At 67.3% G+C, this 18489-nt stretch carries 16 protein-coding genes; 7 read left to right on the forward strand and 9 right to left on the reverse strand.

What is annotated here, in order from left to right:
• Nucleotides 1-52 precede the first annotated feature (52 nt).
• The 5 genes from IG194_RS26400 to IG194_RS26420 all read right to left on the reverse strand — a co-directional run bounded on the left by IG194_RS26400 (nt 53) and on the right by IG194_RS26420 (nt 4849).
• Nucleotides 53-1333, reverse strand: a complete 1281-nt coding sequence (locus tag IG194_RS26400; RefSeq protein ID WP_058489209.1) for an OprD family porin — start codon at nt 1331-1333, stop codon at nt 53-55.
• An 837-nt stretch (nt 1334-2170) separates the two neighbouring features.
• The gene (locus tag IG194_RS26405; protein WP_082996363.1) at nt 2171-3370 is read right to left on the reverse strand and encodes an MFS transporter; all 1200 of its coding nucleotides are present in this window, start codon (nt 3368-3370) and stop codon (nt 2171-2173) included.
• 270 nt (nt 3371-3640) lie between these two features.
• Nucleotides 3641-4198, reverse strand: a complete 558-nt coding sequence (locus IG194_RS26410) for a putative glycolipid-binding domain-containing protein (protein ID WP_058489210.1) — start codon at nt 4196-4198, stop codon at nt 3641-3643.
• Entirely contained in the window at nt 4195-4557 is a 363-nt protein-coding gene (locus IG194_RS26415; RefSeq protein WP_009619514.1) for an MmcQ/YjbR family DNA-binding protein, read from the reverse strand. Before IG194_RS26415 ends, IG194_RS26410 begins: the two co-directional genes overlap by 4 nt.
• 13 nt (nt 4558-4570) lie before the next feature.
• On the reverse strand, nt 4571-4849 hold the full coding sequence (locus tag IG194_RS26420) for a peptidylprolyl isomerase (protein ID WP_009619516.1): 279 nt from the start codon (nt 4847-4849) through the stop codon (nt 4571-4573).
• A 191-nt stretch (nt 4850-5040) separates the two neighbouring features.
• Between IG194_RS26420 and IG194_RS26425 the strand changes: the two genes are divergently transcribed.
• The 3 genes from IG194_RS26425 to IG194_RS26435 all read left to right on the forward strand — a co-directional run bounded on the left by IG194_RS26425 (nt 5041) and on the right by IG194_RS26435 (nt 8528).
• Nucleotides 5041-6243 (forward strand): PilT/PilU family type 4a pilus ATPase, encoded by a 1203-nt coding sequence (locus tag IG194_RS26425; RefSeq protein WP_176707187.1) that lies wholly within the window; start codon nt 5041-5043, stop codon nt 6241-6243.
• Nucleotides 6244-6836: 593 nt separating this feature from the next.
• Complete coding sequence (locus IG194_RS26430) at nt 6837-7793, forward strand: MBL fold metallo-hydrolase (protein ID WP_058489211.1); 957 nt, start codon at nt 6837-6839, stop codon at nt 7791-7793.
• 462 nt (nt 7794-8255) lie between these two features.
• Complete coding sequence (locus IG194_RS26435) at nt 8256-8528, forward strand: hypothetical protein (protein WP_009619536.1); 273 nt, start codon at nt 8256-8258, stop codon at nt 8526-8528.
• Nucleotides 8529-9038: 510 nt separating this feature from the next.
• On the opposite strand, the gene IG194_RS26440 is transcribed toward IG194_RS26435, so the two are convergent.
• Nucleotides 9039-9872: an oxidoreductase gene (locus IG194_RS26440; protein WP_058489212.1), complete on the reverse strand. Its 834-nt coding sequence runs from the start codon at nt 9870-9872 to the stop codon at nt 9039-9041.
• A 93-nt stretch (nt 9873-9965) separates the two neighbouring features.
• Here IG194_RS26440 and IG194_RS26445 point away from each other — a divergent pair, with 93 nt between their 5' ends.
• Together IG194_RS26445 and IG194_RS26450 are read left to right on the forward strand one after the other, a co-directional pair.
• A complete protein-coding gene (locus tag IG194_RS26445; protein ID WP_141679822.1) occupies nt 9966-10910 on the forward strand; it encodes an AraC family transcriptional regulator in 945 nt (314 codons plus the stop codon).
• Nucleotides 10911-11241: 331 nt separating this feature from the next.
• The gene (locus tag IG194_RS26450; RefSeq protein ID WP_058489213.1) at nt 11242-12171 is read left to right on the forward strand and encodes an AraC family transcriptional regulator; all 930 of its coding nucleotides are present in this window, start codon (nt 11242-11244) and stop codon (nt 12169-12171) included.
• A 35-nt stretch (nt 12172-12206) separates the two neighbouring features.
• Here IG194_RS26450 and IG194_RS26455 read toward each other — a convergent pair whose 3' ends face one another.
• The 3 genes from IG194_RS26455 to IG194_RS26465 form a co-directional block, all read right to left on the reverse strand.
• Complete coding sequence (locus IG194_RS26455) at nt 12207-14126, reverse strand: tyrosine-protein phosphatase (RefSeq protein WP_058489214.1); 1920 nt, start codon at nt 14124-14126, stop codon at nt 12207-12209.
• Between the two features lie 145 nt (nt 14127-14271).
• On the reverse strand, nt 14272-14664 hold the full coding sequence (locus tag IG194_RS26460) for a GFA family protein (RefSeq protein ID WP_009619548.1): 393 nt from the start codon (nt 14662-14664) through the stop codon (nt 14272-14274).
• A gap of 118 nt (nt 14665-14782) precedes the next feature.
• Nucleotides 14783-15562, reverse strand: a complete 780-nt coding sequence (locus tag IG194_RS26465; RefSeq protein ID WP_009619550.1) for an AraC family transcriptional regulator — start codon at nt 15560-15562, stop codon at nt 14783-14785.
• Nucleotides 15563-15884: 322 nt separating this feature from the next.
• On the opposite strand from IG194_RS26465, the gene IG194_RS26470 reads away from it, so the two are divergent.
• A complete protein-coding gene (locus tag IG194_RS26470) occupies nt 15885-17513 on the forward strand; it encodes an APC family permease (protein ID WP_058489215.1) in 1629 nt (542 codons plus the stop codon).
• Nucleotides 17514-17559: 46 nt separating this feature from the next.
• A complete protein-coding gene (locus IG194_RS26475) occupies nt 17560-18486 on the forward strand; it encodes a 4-hydroxyproline epimerase (RefSeq protein WP_058489216.1) in 927 nt (308 codons plus the stop codon).
• The last annotated feature ends 3 nt before the right edge of the window (nt 18487-18489 follow it).

Consider the following 18489-nt stretch of genomic DNA (forward strand, 5'->3'; position numbering starts at 1 on the left):
GCCCCGTGGCGCGTGCCACGGGGCTTTCGTTCACGTCAGGTCGCGAAGCCGATCAGAACACGCTGAACGGGTACTCGACGAAGATGCGCACTTCGTTGCCGTCGTCGTTGTACTCGCGGGCGTCGTTGGAAACGCGTACCCAGGAGCCGCGCAGCTTGACCGACAGGTCCTTGGCCGGGCCGCTCTGTACGACGTACTTGGCCTGGTTGAAGATCTCGCGCTCGTGGCCGTTGTTGGTCTGCGAGGTCTTGATGTTGTCGCCGTAGACGTAGGCGACGGTGTAGCTCAGGCCCGGGATGCCGTACTCAGCGAAGTTGATGCTGTAGTTGGCCTGCCAGGAACGCTCGTCCTCGGCGTTGAAGTCCGACCAGTAGGAGTTGGCCAGCCAGATGGTGGTGCCGCCGTCGCCCAGGCCGCCGGCGTTCTGGTACCAGCCGTAGTTGTAGCCGGTGTCGCCGGTGTTGCGCTGGTGGGCGATCATGAACGAGTGGGCGCCGATGGCGTAGGTGGCTGCCAGGCTCCAGATGGTGTTGTCGCGGTCGCCGCCGAAGTTCAGGTTGGCGAAGTCCTTGTTCAGCTTGGTCTTGTAGCCGTTGAAGTCGAAGGTCAGCGACTGCGCATCCTGCATCGGGATGACGTAGTTCAGGTTCATGTACTGCTTGCGCGCCACGTCCTTGTTGTCCGAGGCGTATAGCGAGCCGCTGAAGTTGTCGGTGAACTTGTAGCTGCCGCCGTACACGTCGATGCGCTTCAGGCCGCCGCTGTCGCGCCCTTCGGCGCTCTTGCGGGCTTCCTCGGTGAAGCTGCCGACGTTCAGCTCCAGGCCGTCGATCTCCTTGGAGGTGATCAGGGTGCCGGTGTAGCTCTCCGGCAGCAGGCGCGAGTTGTCGTAGCTCAGCACCGGCAGGCTGGGCATCTGGTCACCGTACTTGATCACGGTGTTGGAGATGCGCGCCTTGACCGCGCCACCGGCGCGGGCCAGGTCGTCGGCCGGGTTGCCGTCGCTGTCCTGCTTGAAGAAGTCGATGCCGGCGGCGCCGGTGCGGCCCTTGCCACCGTCCAGGCGCAGGGCATACAGGCCGAAGGCGTCGACGCCGAAGCCGACGGTGCCCTGGGTGAAGCCGGAGGTGAAGGTGGCGGTGGCCGACTGGCCCCACTCGGCCTTGTCATCGCGACCGTGCTTGTAATCACGGTTCATGTAGGCGTTGCGGAAGAACAGGTCCAGGTGGCTGTCTTCGACGAAGCCCTTGGCGGCTGCCTGGTCGTCGGCCATGGCCTGGGTGCTGGCAGCGAGGATCCCCAATGCAAGCAAACTGAACGCTTTGTTAGTCATTTTGTTATTTCCTGCAGTCTGTTTATTCGCAGCCCCCGAGCGTGGAAAAAAGCCTGCCGTCCCGGATGCTCCAATCCAGGTCTGGCAACGCGTGGGTGCTGGCGTTTCTTGGATGTCTCGAGGCCCCTCACAGGCCCCGATGGCGCGGGATGATAGCAGAACGTGGATAAAATCCAGGAATTTCGATGGCAGGTTACGGGCCCGACGGAGCCGGGCTACCCTCGCAAACTCCCCCGCCACGGAGGCCCGCCCGAGCATGTGGCATGACCTCCTGAGCGCCGGTTTCGCTCGGCCTTCTGAAGGGGGCGGCGTGCGCGGATGTTTCTCTGGAAATCCGAATCGCGGACGGAGTCCGCTCGGTTACAGGGAGGCACGGGCGTAGGAGCAACTGTCTTGCCGACTGCGCCGGGGTGCGCCTCAACGGATGGGTTGAGCTTGCGAAACCCATCGGGCCATGGTGATGGGTATCGCTTCGCTCAACGCCATCCTACGAAAAAACGTGCTTTCCCGGAGGTGTAGGATCTCATCCGCGAATCGCGCCGATGCGTCCGGCTATCGCGGACAGAGTCCGCTCCTACGGGGATACGCCATGCCTCACGGCGAAACTGTAGGAGCGGGCCCTGCCCGCGAATCGCGCGCAGGGCGCGCTCCTACAATGGGAATGGCGTGGGTGGAGCAGCGGACTCCGTCCGCGATTGGATTCACCGGCCACGCCGGACGCTCCGGTGGCCCGAACAGCCCCTTCTCCCTCCGGAAGGGGGCCGGGGTGAGGGCGCGAACCCAGCATTGCGCACCTTCCCCAAACCAACGAATCGCTTAACTGAACAACACCACCGCTCAGGCCGAGCCCGTTTCACGATTGCGCCTTTGCAACCACAGACTCAGACCCAAGCCGAGCAGCGCAGCGACGCAGGCGAAGGGGAAGATCGAACGGAAGCCCCAGGCAGTGGCGATGGCGCCGGCCACCGGCCCGGTGATGCCCAGGGACACGTCGATGAACAGCGAGTAGGCGCCCAGCGCCGCGCCACGGCTGGAAGCCGGCACCAGGCGCACCGCCTCCACGCCCAGGGCGGGGAACACCAGGGAGAAGCCGAAGCCGGTCAGCGCCGCGCCGGCCAGCGCCGACCAGGGCCCCGGGGCCAGCCACAGCAGGAGCAGGCCGAGGCTTTCCACCAGCAGGCAGCCGATGGCCACGGCGAAGCCGCCATGGCGGTTGATGGCGTTGGCGAACAGCAGCCGCGCACCGATGAAGCAGGCGCCGAAGGCGCTCAGGCAGTACACCGCGCCGCCCCAGCCGCGGCTGGCGTAGTACAGGGTGATGAAGGTGGCGATGCAGCCGAAGCCGATGCCGCCCAGGGCCAGCCCGGTGCCGTGGGGCGCCACGCGGCCGAGCACGTGGTGGAAGGGCAGGCGCTCGCCGTGGACGATGGCCGCGGCGCGCTTGGGCCAGGCCAGGGCGAAGCCGATGGCGGCCAGCAGCATCACCACCGCGCCCATGCTCCATAGCCCCAGGCCCTGCACCAGCAGCACGCCGAAGGGCGCGCCCACGGCCAGCGCGCCGTAGCTGGCGATGCCGTTCCAGGAGATCACCTTGGCGGTGTGCAGCGAGCCGACGCGGTCGATGCCCCAGCTGATGGCGCCGGTGCCCACCAGGCTCTCGGCGGTGCCGAGGATCATCCGGCCGAGCAGCAGGCAGCCCAGGCTCAGCGCCGGCATGCCTTGCAGCCACACCGAAAGCAGCATCAGCAGGCCGCTGCCGGCGCAGCCGAGCATGCCGTAGAGCACCGCGCGCTTGGGCCCGAGGTTGTCGATCACCTTGCCGGCGTAGGGCCGGGTGAGCAGGGTGGCCAGGTACTGCACGCTGATCACCAGCCCGGCCAGCACCGAGCCGAAGCCCAGCTCGCCATGCACGTAGCCCGGCAGCACGGCCAGGGGGATGCCGATGGTCAGGTAGGCGAGGAAGGTGAACAGCACCACCGACACCACCTCGAGCGTGATGGCGGCGTTGGAGCGGGGCATGGCGGTATCGGCGGACATGGACACGAACGGCGGGGGGGAGAGGGGAGCGCCATGATGAACCGCCGCCGGCTTGTAGGAAAGCTAGCTAACGAACTACCTGAGGGGTTTGCACGAAGCCGGGTGTATCGGCGTACAACCGCGAACGGTTGTACGCCCTACGTTACGGGTGAGCTTGGCGTAGGGCGGATAACCGTTCGCGGTTATCCGCCGTTTGACCGTGATCCCCGGCGCGCCCCGGATTCGAGCACGAAGCGCCTGTTCGGGGGGGGCTCCGCGCTTACCGGGGAATCAGACGCGCCGGAACAACGTCGGGTAATCCACCACCAACCCCAGCCCATCCACCTCCAGCAACGCCTGGAAGTCCGTGCCCTCCAGGTTGCGGTACAGATAATGATGGGCATCCTGCCGCGTATAACCCTGGCGCATTTTCCTCGGCTGCAACCTTGGAGCCTCCACGTAGACCACCTCCAGCGCCACCGACTGGCCATCGCCCAGGCCCAGGCGGCGGATCGGGAAGGTGTTGGTGAAGGGGCTGGGCCAGATGTCGATGTCCAGGCAGCCGTCCAGTTCCGCCAGCGCAGTGCCGTCACCCAGCGTCCAGCGGCCCTGGCCGTCGGCCAGCAGCGCCAGGTTGCGTTGCAGGTGTTCGCCCTCCACCAGCAGCTCGGCCTCGCGCAGGCGCCAGTCGGTGTCCCATTCCAGGCGGTATTCCAGTTGGTAGGGCGGCTGGCCGTCGGCGGCGGCCACGCGCAACTGGCTGTCGGCGCGACCGTCCTGCAGGTGCAGGCGCTCCCAACTGGCCGGCGGGGCCTGCCACAGGCCTTCCCAGGTGAGTTGGCGGTTCATGCCGGGTCCAGCAGCAGGCCCAGGCGCAGGCGCTTGGGCAGGCGGGCGACCACCAACTGGTGCGAGCGGGTGAGGGCCTCGCGCAACTCGTCGGCGCCCATGGGGTAGGGGCGCTGCATGGCGATCCAGTGGGCGCGGGCCAGGTAGGGCGCGGGGCGGATGCCGGGGCGGTCGACGAAGCCGAGGAAGAGTTCCGGGCCGACCTTGAAGGCCAGGCCGCCGCGGCCCTCGTCGAGGAAGTCGAGGATGGCGAACATCTTGTTGCCGGCCACCGAGAACACCCGGTTGCTGCCCCACTTGAGGTCTTCGCGGGCGCCGGGCAGTTGCAGGCAGAAGCGGGCGATCTGGTCGGGCGTCATGGGTTCTCCGGCGTCAGTCGCGGAAATAGACCTGCACCAGATGGTAGCCGAACTGGCTCTTCACCGGGCCGTGGACGACGTTCAGCGGCTTCTTGAACACCACCGCGTCGACGCTGCGCACCAGTTGCCCGGGGCGTAGCTCGCCGAGGTCGCCGCCGCGCTTGCCGGAGGGGCAGGTGGAATGCTTCTTCGCCAGGGCGGCGAAGTCTTCCCCCTTGGCCAGGCGCTGCTTGAGCTGCTCGGCCTCGGCGGCGGTCTTGACCAGGATGTGGCGGGCCATGGCGACGGGCATGGAAGGTTCTCGGCTGAAGGAAATGGCCGATTGTACTCCCGCTCGGTCGCCCGCGAGGCAGTGACGTACATCGCATTTTTCCGGGGCTGGCATTGTGCCTGTCTGACGGCCTACCTAGAGTCTGATGATTATTCCTACAAGCGCTTGCCTGTCGTGGGCAGCGCCTCCCCTAGCGTGCGGATGCAGTACAGATGGAAATCCAAGCGATGCTGCGGATCCTGTCCAGCCAGGACGGTTCCGACCTTTACCTTTCCACCGGCGCGCCGCCCTGCGCCAAGTTCAACGGCGTGCTCAAGCCGCTGTCCAGCGAACCGCTGAAGGCCGGCGACGTGGCGCGCATCGCCGACGCCATCATGGACGAGGAACAGAAGGCCGAATTCGAGCGCGAGCTGGAGATGAACCTGGCGATCTCGGTCGCCGGGGTCGGGCGCTTCCGCATCAACATCTTCAAGCAGCGCAACGAGGTGTCCATCGTCGCGCGCAACATCAAGCTGGACATCCCGCTGTTCGAAGACCTGAAGCTGCCCGAGGTGCTGCTCAAGGTGGTGATGGAGAAGCGCGGCCTGGTGCTCTTCGTCGGCGGCACCGGCTCGGGCAAGTCGACTTCCCTGGCGGCGCTGATCGACCACCGCAACCGCAACAGCGGCGGGCACATCATTACCATCGAGGACCCCATCGAGTACGTGCACCGGCACCGCAAGTCGATCATCAACCAGCGCGAGGTGGGGGTGGACACCCGCAGCTTCCATGCCGCGCTGAAGAACACCCTGCGCCAGGCGCCGGACGTGATCCTGATCGGCGAGATCCGCGACCGCGAGACCATGGAGCACGCCCTGGCCTTCGCCGACACCGGGCACCTGGCGATCTCCACCCTGCACGCCAACAACGCCAACCAGGCGCTGGACCGCATCATCAACTTCTTCCCGGAAGAGCGCCGGCCGCAACTGCTCAACGACCTGGGCAACAACCTCAAGGCCTTCGTCTCCCAGCGCCTGGTGCGCACCCAGGACGGCAAGCGCCGCGCCGCGGTGGAGGTGCTGCTGGGCACCGCGACCATCAGCGACATCATCAAGCGCGGCGACTTCAGCTCGATCAAGGAGATCATGGACAAGTCCCGCGCCCTGGGCATGCAGACCTTCGACCAGGCGCTGTTCGACCTGGCGGTGGAAGGCGCGATCAGCGAGGAAGAGGCGGTGAAGAACGCCGACTCGGCGAACAACCTGCGGCTGAAGCTCAAGCTGCACCGGGACAACCCGGCTGCGGCCCAGACCCAGGCCGCCAGCGCCCAGCCAGCAACCCCGGCCGCGCCCGCGGTGGAAGCCTCCAGCTGGGGCCTGGAACTGGCCCTGGAAGAGATCAAGGCCGAGGACGAGGAAGACAAGAAGGGCGGTTGAAAGGTGGGCGAGGCGTAGGGCGAATAACCGTTCGCGGTTATCCGCCGTTTGACCTTGACCCCCGGCGCGCCGCCGCATCAGCCATGGCGCGCCAATAAATGTAGGAGCGCGCCCTGCGCGCGAATCGCGGGCAGGGCCCGCTCCTACAGGTGGGCTCGGAGGAGGGCGCATCGTAGGCGCGAGCTTGCTCGCGAACAGACTCCGCTGCGGGGTTCATTCGCGAGCAAGCTCGCTCCTACGCGGTGGATTCCGACGTGGACTTCAAGCGCCTGTCCGAGGCCGGCGTGGACGGCTTCTTCACCAACCGCGCCGACCGCCTGCTGGCCTTCTACGGGCGCCCGGCCGCCAAGTCGGTGGGGGGAGATACTGGCGGGGCTGGGCTACTGATAGAAATACCTTCGTATATCCCCCCGCCACAGAGGTATAGCCCTGCCGTCCCGATGGAGAAGTGCGCCAGGAAGTCCCCGCCAATAGCATGGGTTCACAGCGGACGATTCGCTGCAACGGCCCTGCATTTCGGCGCTCGCCTATCGCCCAGCCGAGCCCGAAGGAACGACTTCCAGGTTATTGGCCACTTCTTCCGAGGAAACGTCATGAACATGCATCTGAACTATTCCGTCCAAAAGAATTCCGCCCAAAAGAATTCCACCCAAAAGAATGCACAACACCAGGAGAGGGAAGAGCTGGTGCCTTCGCGCTATGCGCTGCGGGTCGGCGAGATCGACGTGCTGGTGGTCAGCGATGGGGTGCTGCCGCTGCCGACCGCGACCATGTCCACCAATGCCGAGCCGGCCGCCCGCGCGGCCTGGTTCAAGGACATGTTCCTGGGCCCGGAGGCGTTCGACTGGGCGCTGAACGTGCTGGTGGTGCGCAGCGGCGAGCAGACCATTCTGGTCGACGCCGGCCTGGGCGGGCAGTTCCCCGGTTTTCCGCGGGCCGGGCAGTTCCCCCGGCGCCTGGAGGCGGCCGGTATCAACCTGGCGTCGGTGACCGACGTGGTGATCACCCACATGCATATGGACCATATCGGCGGGCTGCTCGTCGACGAGGTGAAGAACCGGCTGCGCCCGGATGTGCGCATCCACGTCGCGGCCACCGAGGTGGCGTTCTGGGCGGCGCCCGATTTCTCCCTCACCTCCATGCCGGCGCCGGTGCCGGACGTCCTGCGCGCGACTGCCGGGCAGTTCATGGAGGCATACCGCGACAAGCTGCATACCTTCGAGGATGAGCACGAGGTTGCGCCGGGCGTGGTCGTCAGGCTCACCGGCGGCCACACGCCGGGGCATAGCGTGGTCCATGTGACATCCGCCGGCGAGCGCCTGACCTTCGCCGGCGACGCCCTGTTCCCGGTGGCCTTCGACCACCCCGACTGGCACAACGGCTTCGAGCACGACCCCGAGGAATCGGTGCGCGTGCGCGTCCGTCTTATGCAGGAGGCGGCGGCCAGCGGCGAGCTGCTGGTGGCCACGCACCTGCTGTTCCCCTCCGTTGGCCGGGTGGCCGTCGACGGCGATGCCTTCCGTTGGATTGCGGCCTTCTGGGATTACTGACGGTCCGGCCCGCCCGGATGGGCTGCACACCTTCACCGGCCAGGAGCCCGGCGCCGGCCCGCTCCTGGCCTTCATGGATTCTCCTGAAATTTCCCACCCACATTCTCCCTTGTGAGCCTACAAGCCCCCTCGCTAGATTCCCTTCCGCCATGGTCAATCCCGTGGCCCGGATCGCAGTCCGGTCGAGTAGAGGAGTGCACGAAGCGCCGATGCACCTTGCACAGGCGCTTTTTCTTGCCTGCTGCGAGATGCAGTTATGGCGGGTCGTGTGGGGCGGGCTTCGGCCTGGCCGGTTCTTGCTTCTCTCGCCGGTACTGCGACCCCGCACGATCCGCCACCCATTCCCGGGTTGGCGGTTCCTTCCTCCGTACTAAGGAGCAATGGAAATGCCGTATCACTTCGTGTCTGTCGTGTATCCCCCGTTGTCCCATTCGTCCTTCGCCTTCCCCCGGGAGGTGCGCCATGGCTGATCGCAGGCTGGTTGCGTTGCAGGCCCAGGCGTCCGAGGGCGTGCTCTATGTCGATACCGCCGCGCCGGCGGAACATATCTACGATGTGGCCGAACGCCGGCTGAATGCGCTGGAGGACCTGTTGCGGGTGCTGGAAGTGCATGACGTCGGCGACGTGCTGGTGCACGAGACGTCGCGCCTGGCCTCCGCCCTGGTGCCGTTGGTGGGCGAGGCGAGGCAGTTGTACGGGCTGGCGCGGGAGAAGGCTCTGGTGGCTGGCCGGTAGGAGCAACTATCTTGCGCCGAGGCGCTCTTCGTAGGATGGGTTGAGCTTGCGAAACCCATGCGGTTGCGCTGATGGGTATCGCTTCGCTCAACGCCATCCTACGAAAAGCCGTGCTGCCTGGAACCGTAGCGGGCCCTGCCCGCGATTCGCGCGCAGGGCGCGCTCTTACAGGGGAGTGGCGTGGGTGGGGCGGCGTAGGAGCGAGCTTGCTCGCGAATGGGGTTTACCGGTGGCTTGGGCGTCGGGTTCAAGAGCGCCCTCTCCCCAACCCTCTCCCGCAAGCGGGAGAGGGGGCTGTCCGGCGCGGGCGGGAGGTTCGGCGTCAACCTGTAGGAGCAACTGTCTTGCAGGCCGCGCCGGGGCGCTCTTCGTAGGATGGGTTGAGCCTTGGCGAAACCCATGCGGTCGTGGTGATGGGTATCGCTTCGCTCAACCCATCCTACGGGGTGTCATATCTGCCGGAAGGGGTAAGAGCGGACTCTGTCCGCGATTCGCGTGCAGGCCGACGCCTCATCCATCCGTGGAACGGGTGGTGGCTTCCCAGGCCGCTATTTCCTCTTCCAGCGCCTCCAGTTTCTGGCGCACCAGGCCGAGTGCATCGCTGCCCAGCAGCAGGTGGGCGGGGGGATTTGCCGAGCCGATCGCTTCCAGCATGGCCCTGGCTGCTTTCCTTGGGTCGCCCAGCTGCTTGCCGCTTTTTTCCTGGCGCGCCTGGCGCACGGGGTCGAAGAGTGCGTCGTAGTCGGCGATGCTGCGGGGGCTGCGGACCATGGAGCGGCCGGCCCAGTCGGTGCGGAAGGAGCCGGGCGCGACGGCGGTCACGGCGATGCCGAAGCCTTCGACTTCCTTGCCCACCACTTCTGATATGCCCTCCAGGGCGAACTTGCTGCCGCAGTAGTAGGCAATGCCGGGCAGGGTGATGAAGCCGCCCATCGAGGTGATGTTGAGGATATGGCCGCGGCGCCGCTGGCGCATGTATGGCAGCACCGCCTTCATCATCGCAACGGCGCCGAACACATTCACGTCGAACTGCCGGCGCATTTCCGCCAGCGGGGATTCTTCGAGGATGCCTTCGTGACCGTAGCCGGCGCTGTTCACCAGCACATCCAGCGGGCCGACGGTCTTTTCGACCTCGGCGACCAGCGGCTCGATGGCCGCGAAGTCGGTCACGTCCAGCAGGCGCCCCAGCGCCCGGCCGGGGGCCAGGGCTTCCAGCGCGGCCTTGGCCTGTTCGCTGCGGACGGTGCCCACCACGCGGTGGCCGTCCGCCAGTGCCTCCTGGGCGAGGGCCAGCCCGAAGCCGCTGCTGGCTCCGGTGATCAACAGGGTTTTGTGAGGTGACATGGCGGTGGCTCCATTTCAGTGGGGATGAGCGCACAATACTTATCCGCCGGCCTGTTTCAGAGACCGCATCTTCTGACTTTATTGCCTAATTCTATGAATCGACATCATCCCTCGGAGCGAGAACGCATGGTCGCCCTGCTAGAGGCGCTGGCCCCCAACGAGGGGTACAACCTCACGTCGCTGGCCAGCGTGCGCATCCTGAGGTCGGACCGGCCCCTGGCGCGGACGCCCGTGCTCTACGACCCCGGCATCGTGATCGTGTGCCAGGGCTGCAAGCGCGGGTATTTCGGCGATCAGGTGTATGTGTACGACGAGCAGCATTACCTAGCCGTCGCCGTGCCGGTGCCCTTCACCATGGAAACGGACGCGACGGCCGAGCGCCCGCTGCTGGCCATCTACCTGCACCTGGATTTTCAGCTCGCCGCCGAGCTGATGATCCAGATCGACCAGCAGCAGGCGCCCTCGCCGAAGGAGGCGCCGCGCAGCATGATGTCGAGCCCCATGGATGACGCGCTCGCCGCTTCCGTCCTGCGCTTCCTGGCGGCGCTGAACGACCCGCTGGAGGCGACGGTGCTCGGCCCGGCCTTGCTGCGCGAGCTGTATTTCCGCGTGCTGACCGGCGCCCAGGGCACCGCCATGCGCGCGGCGCTGGCCATGCAGGGGCGGTTCGGGCGGATCGCCAGGGCGCTGCGGCGCATCCACACCGATTACGCGCAGCCGCTCGACTTGCCGCAGCTGGCCGAGGAGGCCGGCATGAGCGTTCCTTCGTTCCACAGCCATTTCAAGGCGATCACCCAGACCTCGCCCATGCAGTACGTGAAGTGCACCCGGTTGCACCAGGCGCGGCTGCTGATCGTGCGCCAGGGCATGACGGCGCAGGCCGCCAGCCATGCCGTGGGCTACGCCAGCCCGTCGCAGTTCAACCGGGAGTTCAAGCGGTTGTTCGGGCGTTCGCCGCAGGTGGAGGCCAGGAGGATGCGGGAGAGTTTTGCGATTCCGCCGGTGCATGGGGAGGGGGTGTATGTGTCTTCCCATTAGGCCGTTCGGCGCAATCGCGGACGGAGTCCGCTCCTACGGGTGCGGGAGAGACGTCGTCGTAGGATGGTGTTGAGCGAAGCGATACCCATCAGCGCAACCGCATGGGTTTCGCAAGCTCAACCCATCCTACGAAAAGCCATGCTCGCTCATGCTGCAGGGGCGGACTTTGGGAGGAGGGCGCGGTATCACATCGTTGTAATCCGCGGCCGCTACCCTGGCGCCCGCATGCTGCCCGCCGAGGTGCGGGCGGCTTCCTGGCATTGCCGGCAGATGGGGCAGCAAGGTGGACACAGGTACTTCGCGCAGGCCGTTTCTCATCCGTTCCGAGGACATGCACGCCGACGAGTTCGGCGCGCTGTTCACGCGGATGTTCGGCGATCTCTATTCCGGCCTTCCGCCCCTGCGGCGCAAGGTCGCCATCGCCGGCGTCTACGGGCGCTACGAGGGCGTCAGCTTCCGGCGCCTGAGCTTTCGCGGCGACTTCCTCACCGCGCTGCCCGACATGGATGACGAGATCACCTTCGTCTTTCCCACCGCCGGGTGCATCGTGTTCAACCAGGCGAGCGAGACCGTGGGCGTGCCCCAGGTCGGCCTGGCCATCGAGAAGGCCGCGGTGCGCTCGGTGGGCTTCGGCGACGGCCATGCGCAGTATGGGCTGTCGGTGCGCCGCGGGCTGTTCGCCAGGCGGCTCGCCACGCTGCTCGGCCGCCCGGTGGTGCGCCCGGTGCGCTTCCAGCCGGTGGTGGACTTGAAGGTGGAAGCCTTCCAGGGGATCAAGGCGATCGTCGGCCTGGCCACCGGCGCGGAGTTCGACGCCCTGGCCAGTTCCAGCGCGCTGATGCCCGCTCGCCTGCAGGAGATGCTGGTGGATTCGGTGCTGGAGGCCTGGCCGCACAACTACAGCGAGGCGCTGCGCCGGCCGGGGCCGCTGATTGCGCCGCGCCACGTGAAGCTGGCCGTGGAATACATCCGCGAGCACCCCGAGGTCCTGGTCAGCGGCGGCGAGCTGGCGGCGCTGACGAACGTCAGCCTGCGCGCCCTGCAGGAGGGCTTCCGGCGCTTCGTCGGCAGTTCCATCGTCGCCTACCAGCGCCAGGTCCGCCTGGAGCGGGCGTACGACGCGCTGCGCCAGGACGCTTCGCCCTCGGTCAGCGAAATCGCCCTGGGCCTGGGCTTCAGCAACGTCGGCCGCTTCTGCCAGTACTTCCAGGGCGCCTTCGGGCTGAGCCCGGCGGACGTGCGCAAGGGCATCCGCCACTAGCGATGCCCGGCCGGTCGGCCGGGCAGGGCGGGCGGTCAGAACTGGTAGCTGGCCTTGAGGCTGCCGCTGTAGCCGTGGCTACCGCTGCCGCTCAGGGCGCCGACTTCCGCGCCGAAGCTCAGGTCGCCGAGGCTGGCCATGGCGTTCACCGCGCCGCTGAACTGGTCGCGGTTGTCGAAGGCGGCGCGCTGGGCGACGTCCAGGCCCAGCAGGTGGCCTTCGCTGTCGACCTTGTAGTCGCCCAGCGCGTGGTCGTAGCCCAGGTCCAGGCCCGGCACCAGTTGCCAGCCGCCGCTCAGGGCGATGGGCATGAAGCTCACCTTCAGGTTGGCGACGGCGCTGCGGCGGGTCTGCTCGATGCCGTCGATGTCCAGGGCCAGTTCGCTGCCTTTTTCCTGGAAGCCGGACAGGTCCAGGTGGCTGATGCGCACGCCCAGGCTCGGTTCTAGGATCGCGTCGCGCACCGGGATGCGGTAGCCCAGCGCCACGCCGGCGCCGCTGAGGGTGCCGTGGCTGTCGCCCTTGGCGGTGCCCAGGCCGCCGCCCAGCTCACGCTTGCTGTCGTAGTCGAGCCAGCCGGTGCTCAGGTCGGCGTCGACGAACAGGCCCTGCTCCAGGCTGCCCGGGGCGAAGCGCGCGCCGGCGCGGAGGAAGGTCAGGTCGGTGTCCACCTCGCCGCCCGCGCCGCCGACGCTGCCGCGGCTGTAGCCGAAGCCGGCGTTGGCGCTGAGCTGTTCGCTGAAGCGCTGGGTCAGGCCGACCATCAGGCCCTGGGTGTGCTCGTTGCTGCTGGCGGCCCGGGACGAGCCGTCGTTGCCCTGGTAGCCGGCCAGGGCGGTGCTCCACAGGCGGCGCTGGCCGGGCTTGAGGTCGGTGCCGCTGGCGAAGGGCGCGGCGGCCCTGTCGATCAGCGCGTCCTGGCGCAGCAGGTAGCTGGCGGCATCGGCGTGGGCCTGGCCGCCGACGGTGGACTCGACGCCGCCCAGGCTGCCGGCGTCGATGGCCGACTGCAGGTAGTAGTTGTAGGCGCTGTAGGCGCCGGAGAGGCTGCTGTTCTGCAGTTGCTGCAGCAGTTGCGCGCCGGCGGCGGCGTTGCCGGCCAGGCCTTCCATGCCGGGCAGGCTGTTGTAGTAGACCATCTTGCCGCGCAGCACGTAGAGGGTTTCCTGGGACAGGCCCAGGCCTTGCTTGAGGTAGTTGTCCATGCTGCCGTACCGGGCCACCACTTCGTCCAGGCCGGCCTGCAGGTAGCTGGCCTGCACGCCGAGCAGGGGCGCATAAACGGCTGCCATGCTCGGTGGCAGCGCCGCCAGGGTCGCGGCGATGCGCTGGGCGGTGTAGTCGTTGGTGGCCAGGTAGTTGGCCATGATGGTGGCGTTGTCCACCCCGGCGATGCTCAGCAGCACGGCGGCGGTCCAGCCGGTGCGGTCCTTGCCGGCGGTGCAGTGGAAGAGGGCGGCGCCGTCGGCCGCGGCCAGTTCGTTGAACAGCTCGGCGAACTGGCTGCGCATGCCGGCGTCGCTGACGAAGGCGCGGTTGGTTTCTTCCATCATCGCCACCGCCTCGGCGGCGCTGCCGAAGGCGATGTTGGTGACGTTCGCCCCGGAGGTGGTGCTGCCGATGATGTCGATGTTGCGGTAGGCGGCGCCGGCGGGCAGGGTGTCGGGCGTAGCGGCGATTTCGCTGGCGGTGCGCAGGTCGAAAACGTTGCTGATGCCCAGGCCATCGAGCGTGGTCAGGTCCGAGGCCGTGGGCGTCAGCGCGTTGGAGCGGTAGAACACCCCGGAGCGCATGGTGCCGTCGTTGGCGGTGGTGTAGGCGGTGGTGGTTCCGGCGATGTCGCGGAAGTTGTCCATGCCGGTCAGTCGCGGGGTGTCGAGGGTATAGGTCTCGGCGGCGTGGGCGGCGATGGACAGGCTGAGGGCGGACAGGGAGAACAGAACACGATGCAGCACGATGTAGCCTCTTCGAACGGGTTGGCGGGGGCTACTATCGGCATCGTTGCGAACCGGGATATTACAGTTCGCGGCGCCGGGAAAATCACGGCGCGAATTGTCCGTGGGCTGCGTTTTTCGTCCGTTGTGCTGTGGGTGTGGCCGCCTACTCCTCGAAGCGGCCGGTGCCCTCGCGGTCGCGCTCGTAGTGCCTGGCCAGCGGGAACGCCGGCAGCCAGGATTCGCGGCGAAGGGTCCAGAGTTCGTAGGTCGGCACGAACTGGTCCGGGGCATCCAGGGCACCCAGGTTCACTTCCACCTCGTCGGCGCTGCGCAGGAACACCGACGAGCCGCAGCGCGGGCAGAAGAAGCGCCCCGCGTAGTCGCGGGTTTCGCCCTCGATGCTTACCGCCGCCTCGGGGAATATCGCCGAGGCGTGGAACAGCGCGCCATGGTGCTTGCGGCAGTCGAGGCAGTGGCAGAGGCCGACCCGGTAGGGGCGCCCCGAGGCCACGAAGCGGACGTTGCCGCACAGGCAACCGCCGGTGAACTGGTCCATGCTGCATCTCCTCTGGAATCGAAGGTTCGGAAGTCCGTCGTGAAAAATAGCAGCCGGGCCGTCGCCGGGTTTCGGCTTCCGACGTTCGTTGCCGGGCGGGGGAGCGGCGGCGAGCCCGCTAGTCTTCGAGGCCGGTCGCCTGGCGGTATTGCCGCGGAGTGAAACCGGTCAGTTGCTTGAACTGCCGGCTGAACGCGCTGTGGTCGGTATAGCCGCACTGCAGGGCGACTTCGGTGATCGGCAGGTCGGTGTGCAGCAGCCGGTGGGCGTGCTCCAGGCGCACCTTGTGGATCAGCTGCCGTGGCGTCAGGTGGAACACGCGCTTGCAGTAGCGCTCGAGCTGGGCCACGGAGAGGTCGGTGATGCGCGTCAGTTCGTCCAGGCTGATGGGCTGGTGGAAGTGCGCGCGGATGTATTCGTCCACCGCGGCAAGGCGCTGGTAGGCCGGGTGGGTGGCGCTGGCCGACTGCAGGTCCACCGAGATGCCCACCAGGCCGATGATCTCGCCGTCGCGGTTGTACAGCGGCCGCTTGTGCGTCAGGCACCAGCCCGGCTCGCGGCTGCCGTACAGGTGCAGTTCCAGTTTGTCTTCCAGTACCTGGCCGTGTTCCAGCACGCGGCGATCCTGCTCGGTATAGCCCGGCCCCAGTTGCGCCGGGAACACCTCGGCGCTGGTCTTGCCCAGCAGCGGCTGCAACTGCTTCAGGCCGCAGCGCTGGACCAGCGTGCGGTTGGCCATGACGTAGCGCGCCTGGGTGTCCTTGATGAAGATCGCGGCATTGGGGATCACGTCCAGCATCGGCAGCAGCATCGACACGCTGGCCAGCAACGCCTCCATGCTCTCCGGGCGCTGCAGTTCATGCCCCTGGCACAGCATGGCGAGCACGTTCTGCGACATGGTTTCCAGCCTCCTGAAAGCCGCCTGGCAACAAGCTGCCGGGCAGCTTGCCGCAAGGCTCGCAGCCTGTCGAGGGTATGCAGAGGCGGCGTGATCCAGGCGCGGACGAGCGGGGCAATTGTGCCGATTTCGTCATTCGTGCTGAAGAAAACCATCAAGCGCGCCGGCGCCGCCCCGGTCCACTCTATGGCCAACGCGTGCAGCCGAACTTCATAGAACAAGCGGTTGCCGCCGGCCGACTCGTCCCTGCGGGCAGCACCCGGAGCGCAGCGTCGAGTGGCAATGCATCTGCCTATCCAACAACGCACAAGAAGGCAACGCCATGTCAGGCAAGTTCAAGAAGCAACTCTCGTTGATGGACCTTACGTTTATCGGGCTGGGAGCCATCTTCGGCTCCGGCTGGTTGTTCGCGGCCAGCCACGTTTCCGCCATCGCCGGCCCGGCAGGGATCTTCTCCTGGCTGCTGGGCGGGTTCGCCGTGCTGCTGCTGGGCATCGTCTACTGCGAGCTGGGGGCGGCCCTGCCGCGCGCCGGTGGCGTGGTGCGCTACCCGGTGTACTCGCACGGCCCGCTGCTGGGCTACCTGATGGGCTTCATCACCCTGATCGCCTTCTCCAGCCTGGTGGCGATCGAGGTCGTCGCCTCCCGCCAGTACGCGGCCGCCTGGTTCCCCGGGCTGACCAAGTCCGGCTCCAGCGACCCCACGGCCATCGGCTGGCTGGTGCAGTTCGGCCTGCTTTGTCTGTTCTTCCTGCTCAACTACCGCAGCGTGAAGACTTTCGCCAAGGCCAACAACCTGATCAGCATGTTCAAGTTCATCGTGCCGCTGCTGGTCATCGGCGTGCTGTTCTGCTTCTTCAAGCCGGAGAACTTCTCGGCCCAGGGCTTCGCGCCCTTCGGCCTGTCGGGCGTGGAGATGGCGGTTTCCGCCGGTGGCGTCATCTTCGCCTACCTGGGGCTGACGCCGATCATCTCGGTGGCCAGCGAGGTGAAGAACCCGCAGCGCACCATCCCCTTCGCGCTGATCCTTTCCGTGCTGCTCTCCACCGCCATCTACGTGCTGCTGCAAACGGCCTTCCTCGGCGGCGTGCCCACGGAAATGCTGGCCAACGGCTGGGCCAGCGTGTCCAGGCAACTGGCCCTGCCTTACCGCGACATTGCCCTGGCCCTTGGGGTGGGTTGGCTGGCCTACCTGGTGGTGGCCGATGCGGTGATCTCCCCCAGCGGCTGCGGCAACATCTACATGAACGCCACCCCGCGGGTGATCTATGGCTGGGCGCAGACCGGGACCTTCTTCAAGCTGTTCACCCGCGTCGACGAAAAGTCCGGCATCCCGCGCCCGGCGCTGTGGCTGACCTTCGGCCTGTCGGTGTTCTGGACCCTACCGTTCCCCTCCTGGGAAGCGCTGATCAACGTGGTGTCGGCCGCGCTGGTGCTCAGCTACGCCGTGGCGCCGGTCTCGGTGGCCGCCCTGCGCCGCAGCGCGCCCGGCATGCCGCGCCCGTTCCTGGTCAAGGGCATGGGCGTGCTCGGCCCGCTGTCCTTCATCATCGCCGCGCTGATCGTCTACTGGTCGGGCTGGGGCACGGTGTCCTGGCTGCTCGGCCTGCAGATCCTGATGTTCGTGGTGTACCTGCTGTGCGGCCGCTTCGTGCCGACCCGCCACCTGGACCTGCGCCAGCAGGTGCGCTCCTCGGCCTGGCTGATCGGCTTCTATGCCGTGACCATCGTGCTGTCCTGGCTCGGCAGCTTCGGTGGCATCGGCGTGCTCGGCCACCCGTTCGACACCCTGGCCGTGGCCGCCTGCGCCATGGGCATCTACTACTGGGGCGCGGCCACCGGCGTGCCTGCCCACCTGGTTCGCCTGAGCGGCGACGATGAAAGCGACGCCGAGGCCGACGTGGCCGGCGACCAGCACCCCCTGGGCGGCTACGCCCAGGCTTCGTCCTGACGGCCCGCGCCCTCAACGCCTTCGGGCTCTCTCACTGGACGGCTACATGAAACGCGTACACATCATCGACTCCCACACCGGCGGCGAACCCACCCGCCTGGTGATGAAAGGCTTCCCCGAGCTGGCCGGCGCCAACCTGGCCGAGAAGCGCAACGCCCTGCGCGAGCAGCATGACCACTGGCGCCGCGCCTGCCTGCTGGAACCGCGCGGCAACGACGTGCTGGTGGGCGCGCTGTATTGCGAGCCGGTGTCGGCGGGCGCCACCTGCGGGGTGATCTTCTTCAACAACGCCGGCTACCTGAACATGTGCGGCCACGGCACCATCGGCCTGGTCGCCTCGCTGCAGCACCTGGGGCTGATCGGCCCGGGCGTGCACAAGATCGACACCCCGGTGGGCCCGGTCAGCGCCACCCTGCACGAGGACGGCGCCGTCACCATCGGCAACGTGCCGGCCTACCGCTACCGCCGGCAGGTGCCGGTGGAGGTGCCCGGCCACGGCCGGGTGTACGGCGACATCGCCTGGGGCGGCAACTGGTTCTTCCTGGTATCCGAGCATGGCCAGCGGCTGGCGCTGGACAACGTCGAGGCGCTGACCGACTTCACCTGGGCGCTGCTCCAGGCCCTGGAGGCCCAGGGCATCCACGGCGAAGGCGGCGCGCCGATCGACCACGTCGAGCTGTTCGCCGACGACGAGGAGGCCGACAGCCGCAACTTTGTCATGTGCCCGGGCAAGGCCTACGACCGTTCGCCCTGCGGCACCGGCACCAGCGCCAAGCTGGCGTGCCTGGCCGCCGACGGCAAGCTGGCCCCCGGGCAGGCCTGGGTGCAGGCCGGCATCACCGGCAGCCGTTTCGAAGGCCGCTACGAATGGGAAGGCGAGCGCATCCGCCCGTTCATCACCGGCCGCGCCTACATGACCGCCGACAGCACCCTGCTGATCGACGAACAGGACCCCTTCGCGTGGGGCATCTGAGCC

Source organism: Pseudomonas sp. ADPe, from assembly GCF_014843515.1.
Classification (GTDB): domain Bacteria; phylum Pseudomonadota; class Gammaproteobacteria; order Pseudomonadales; family Pseudomonadaceae; genus Pseudomonas; species Pseudomonas citronellolis.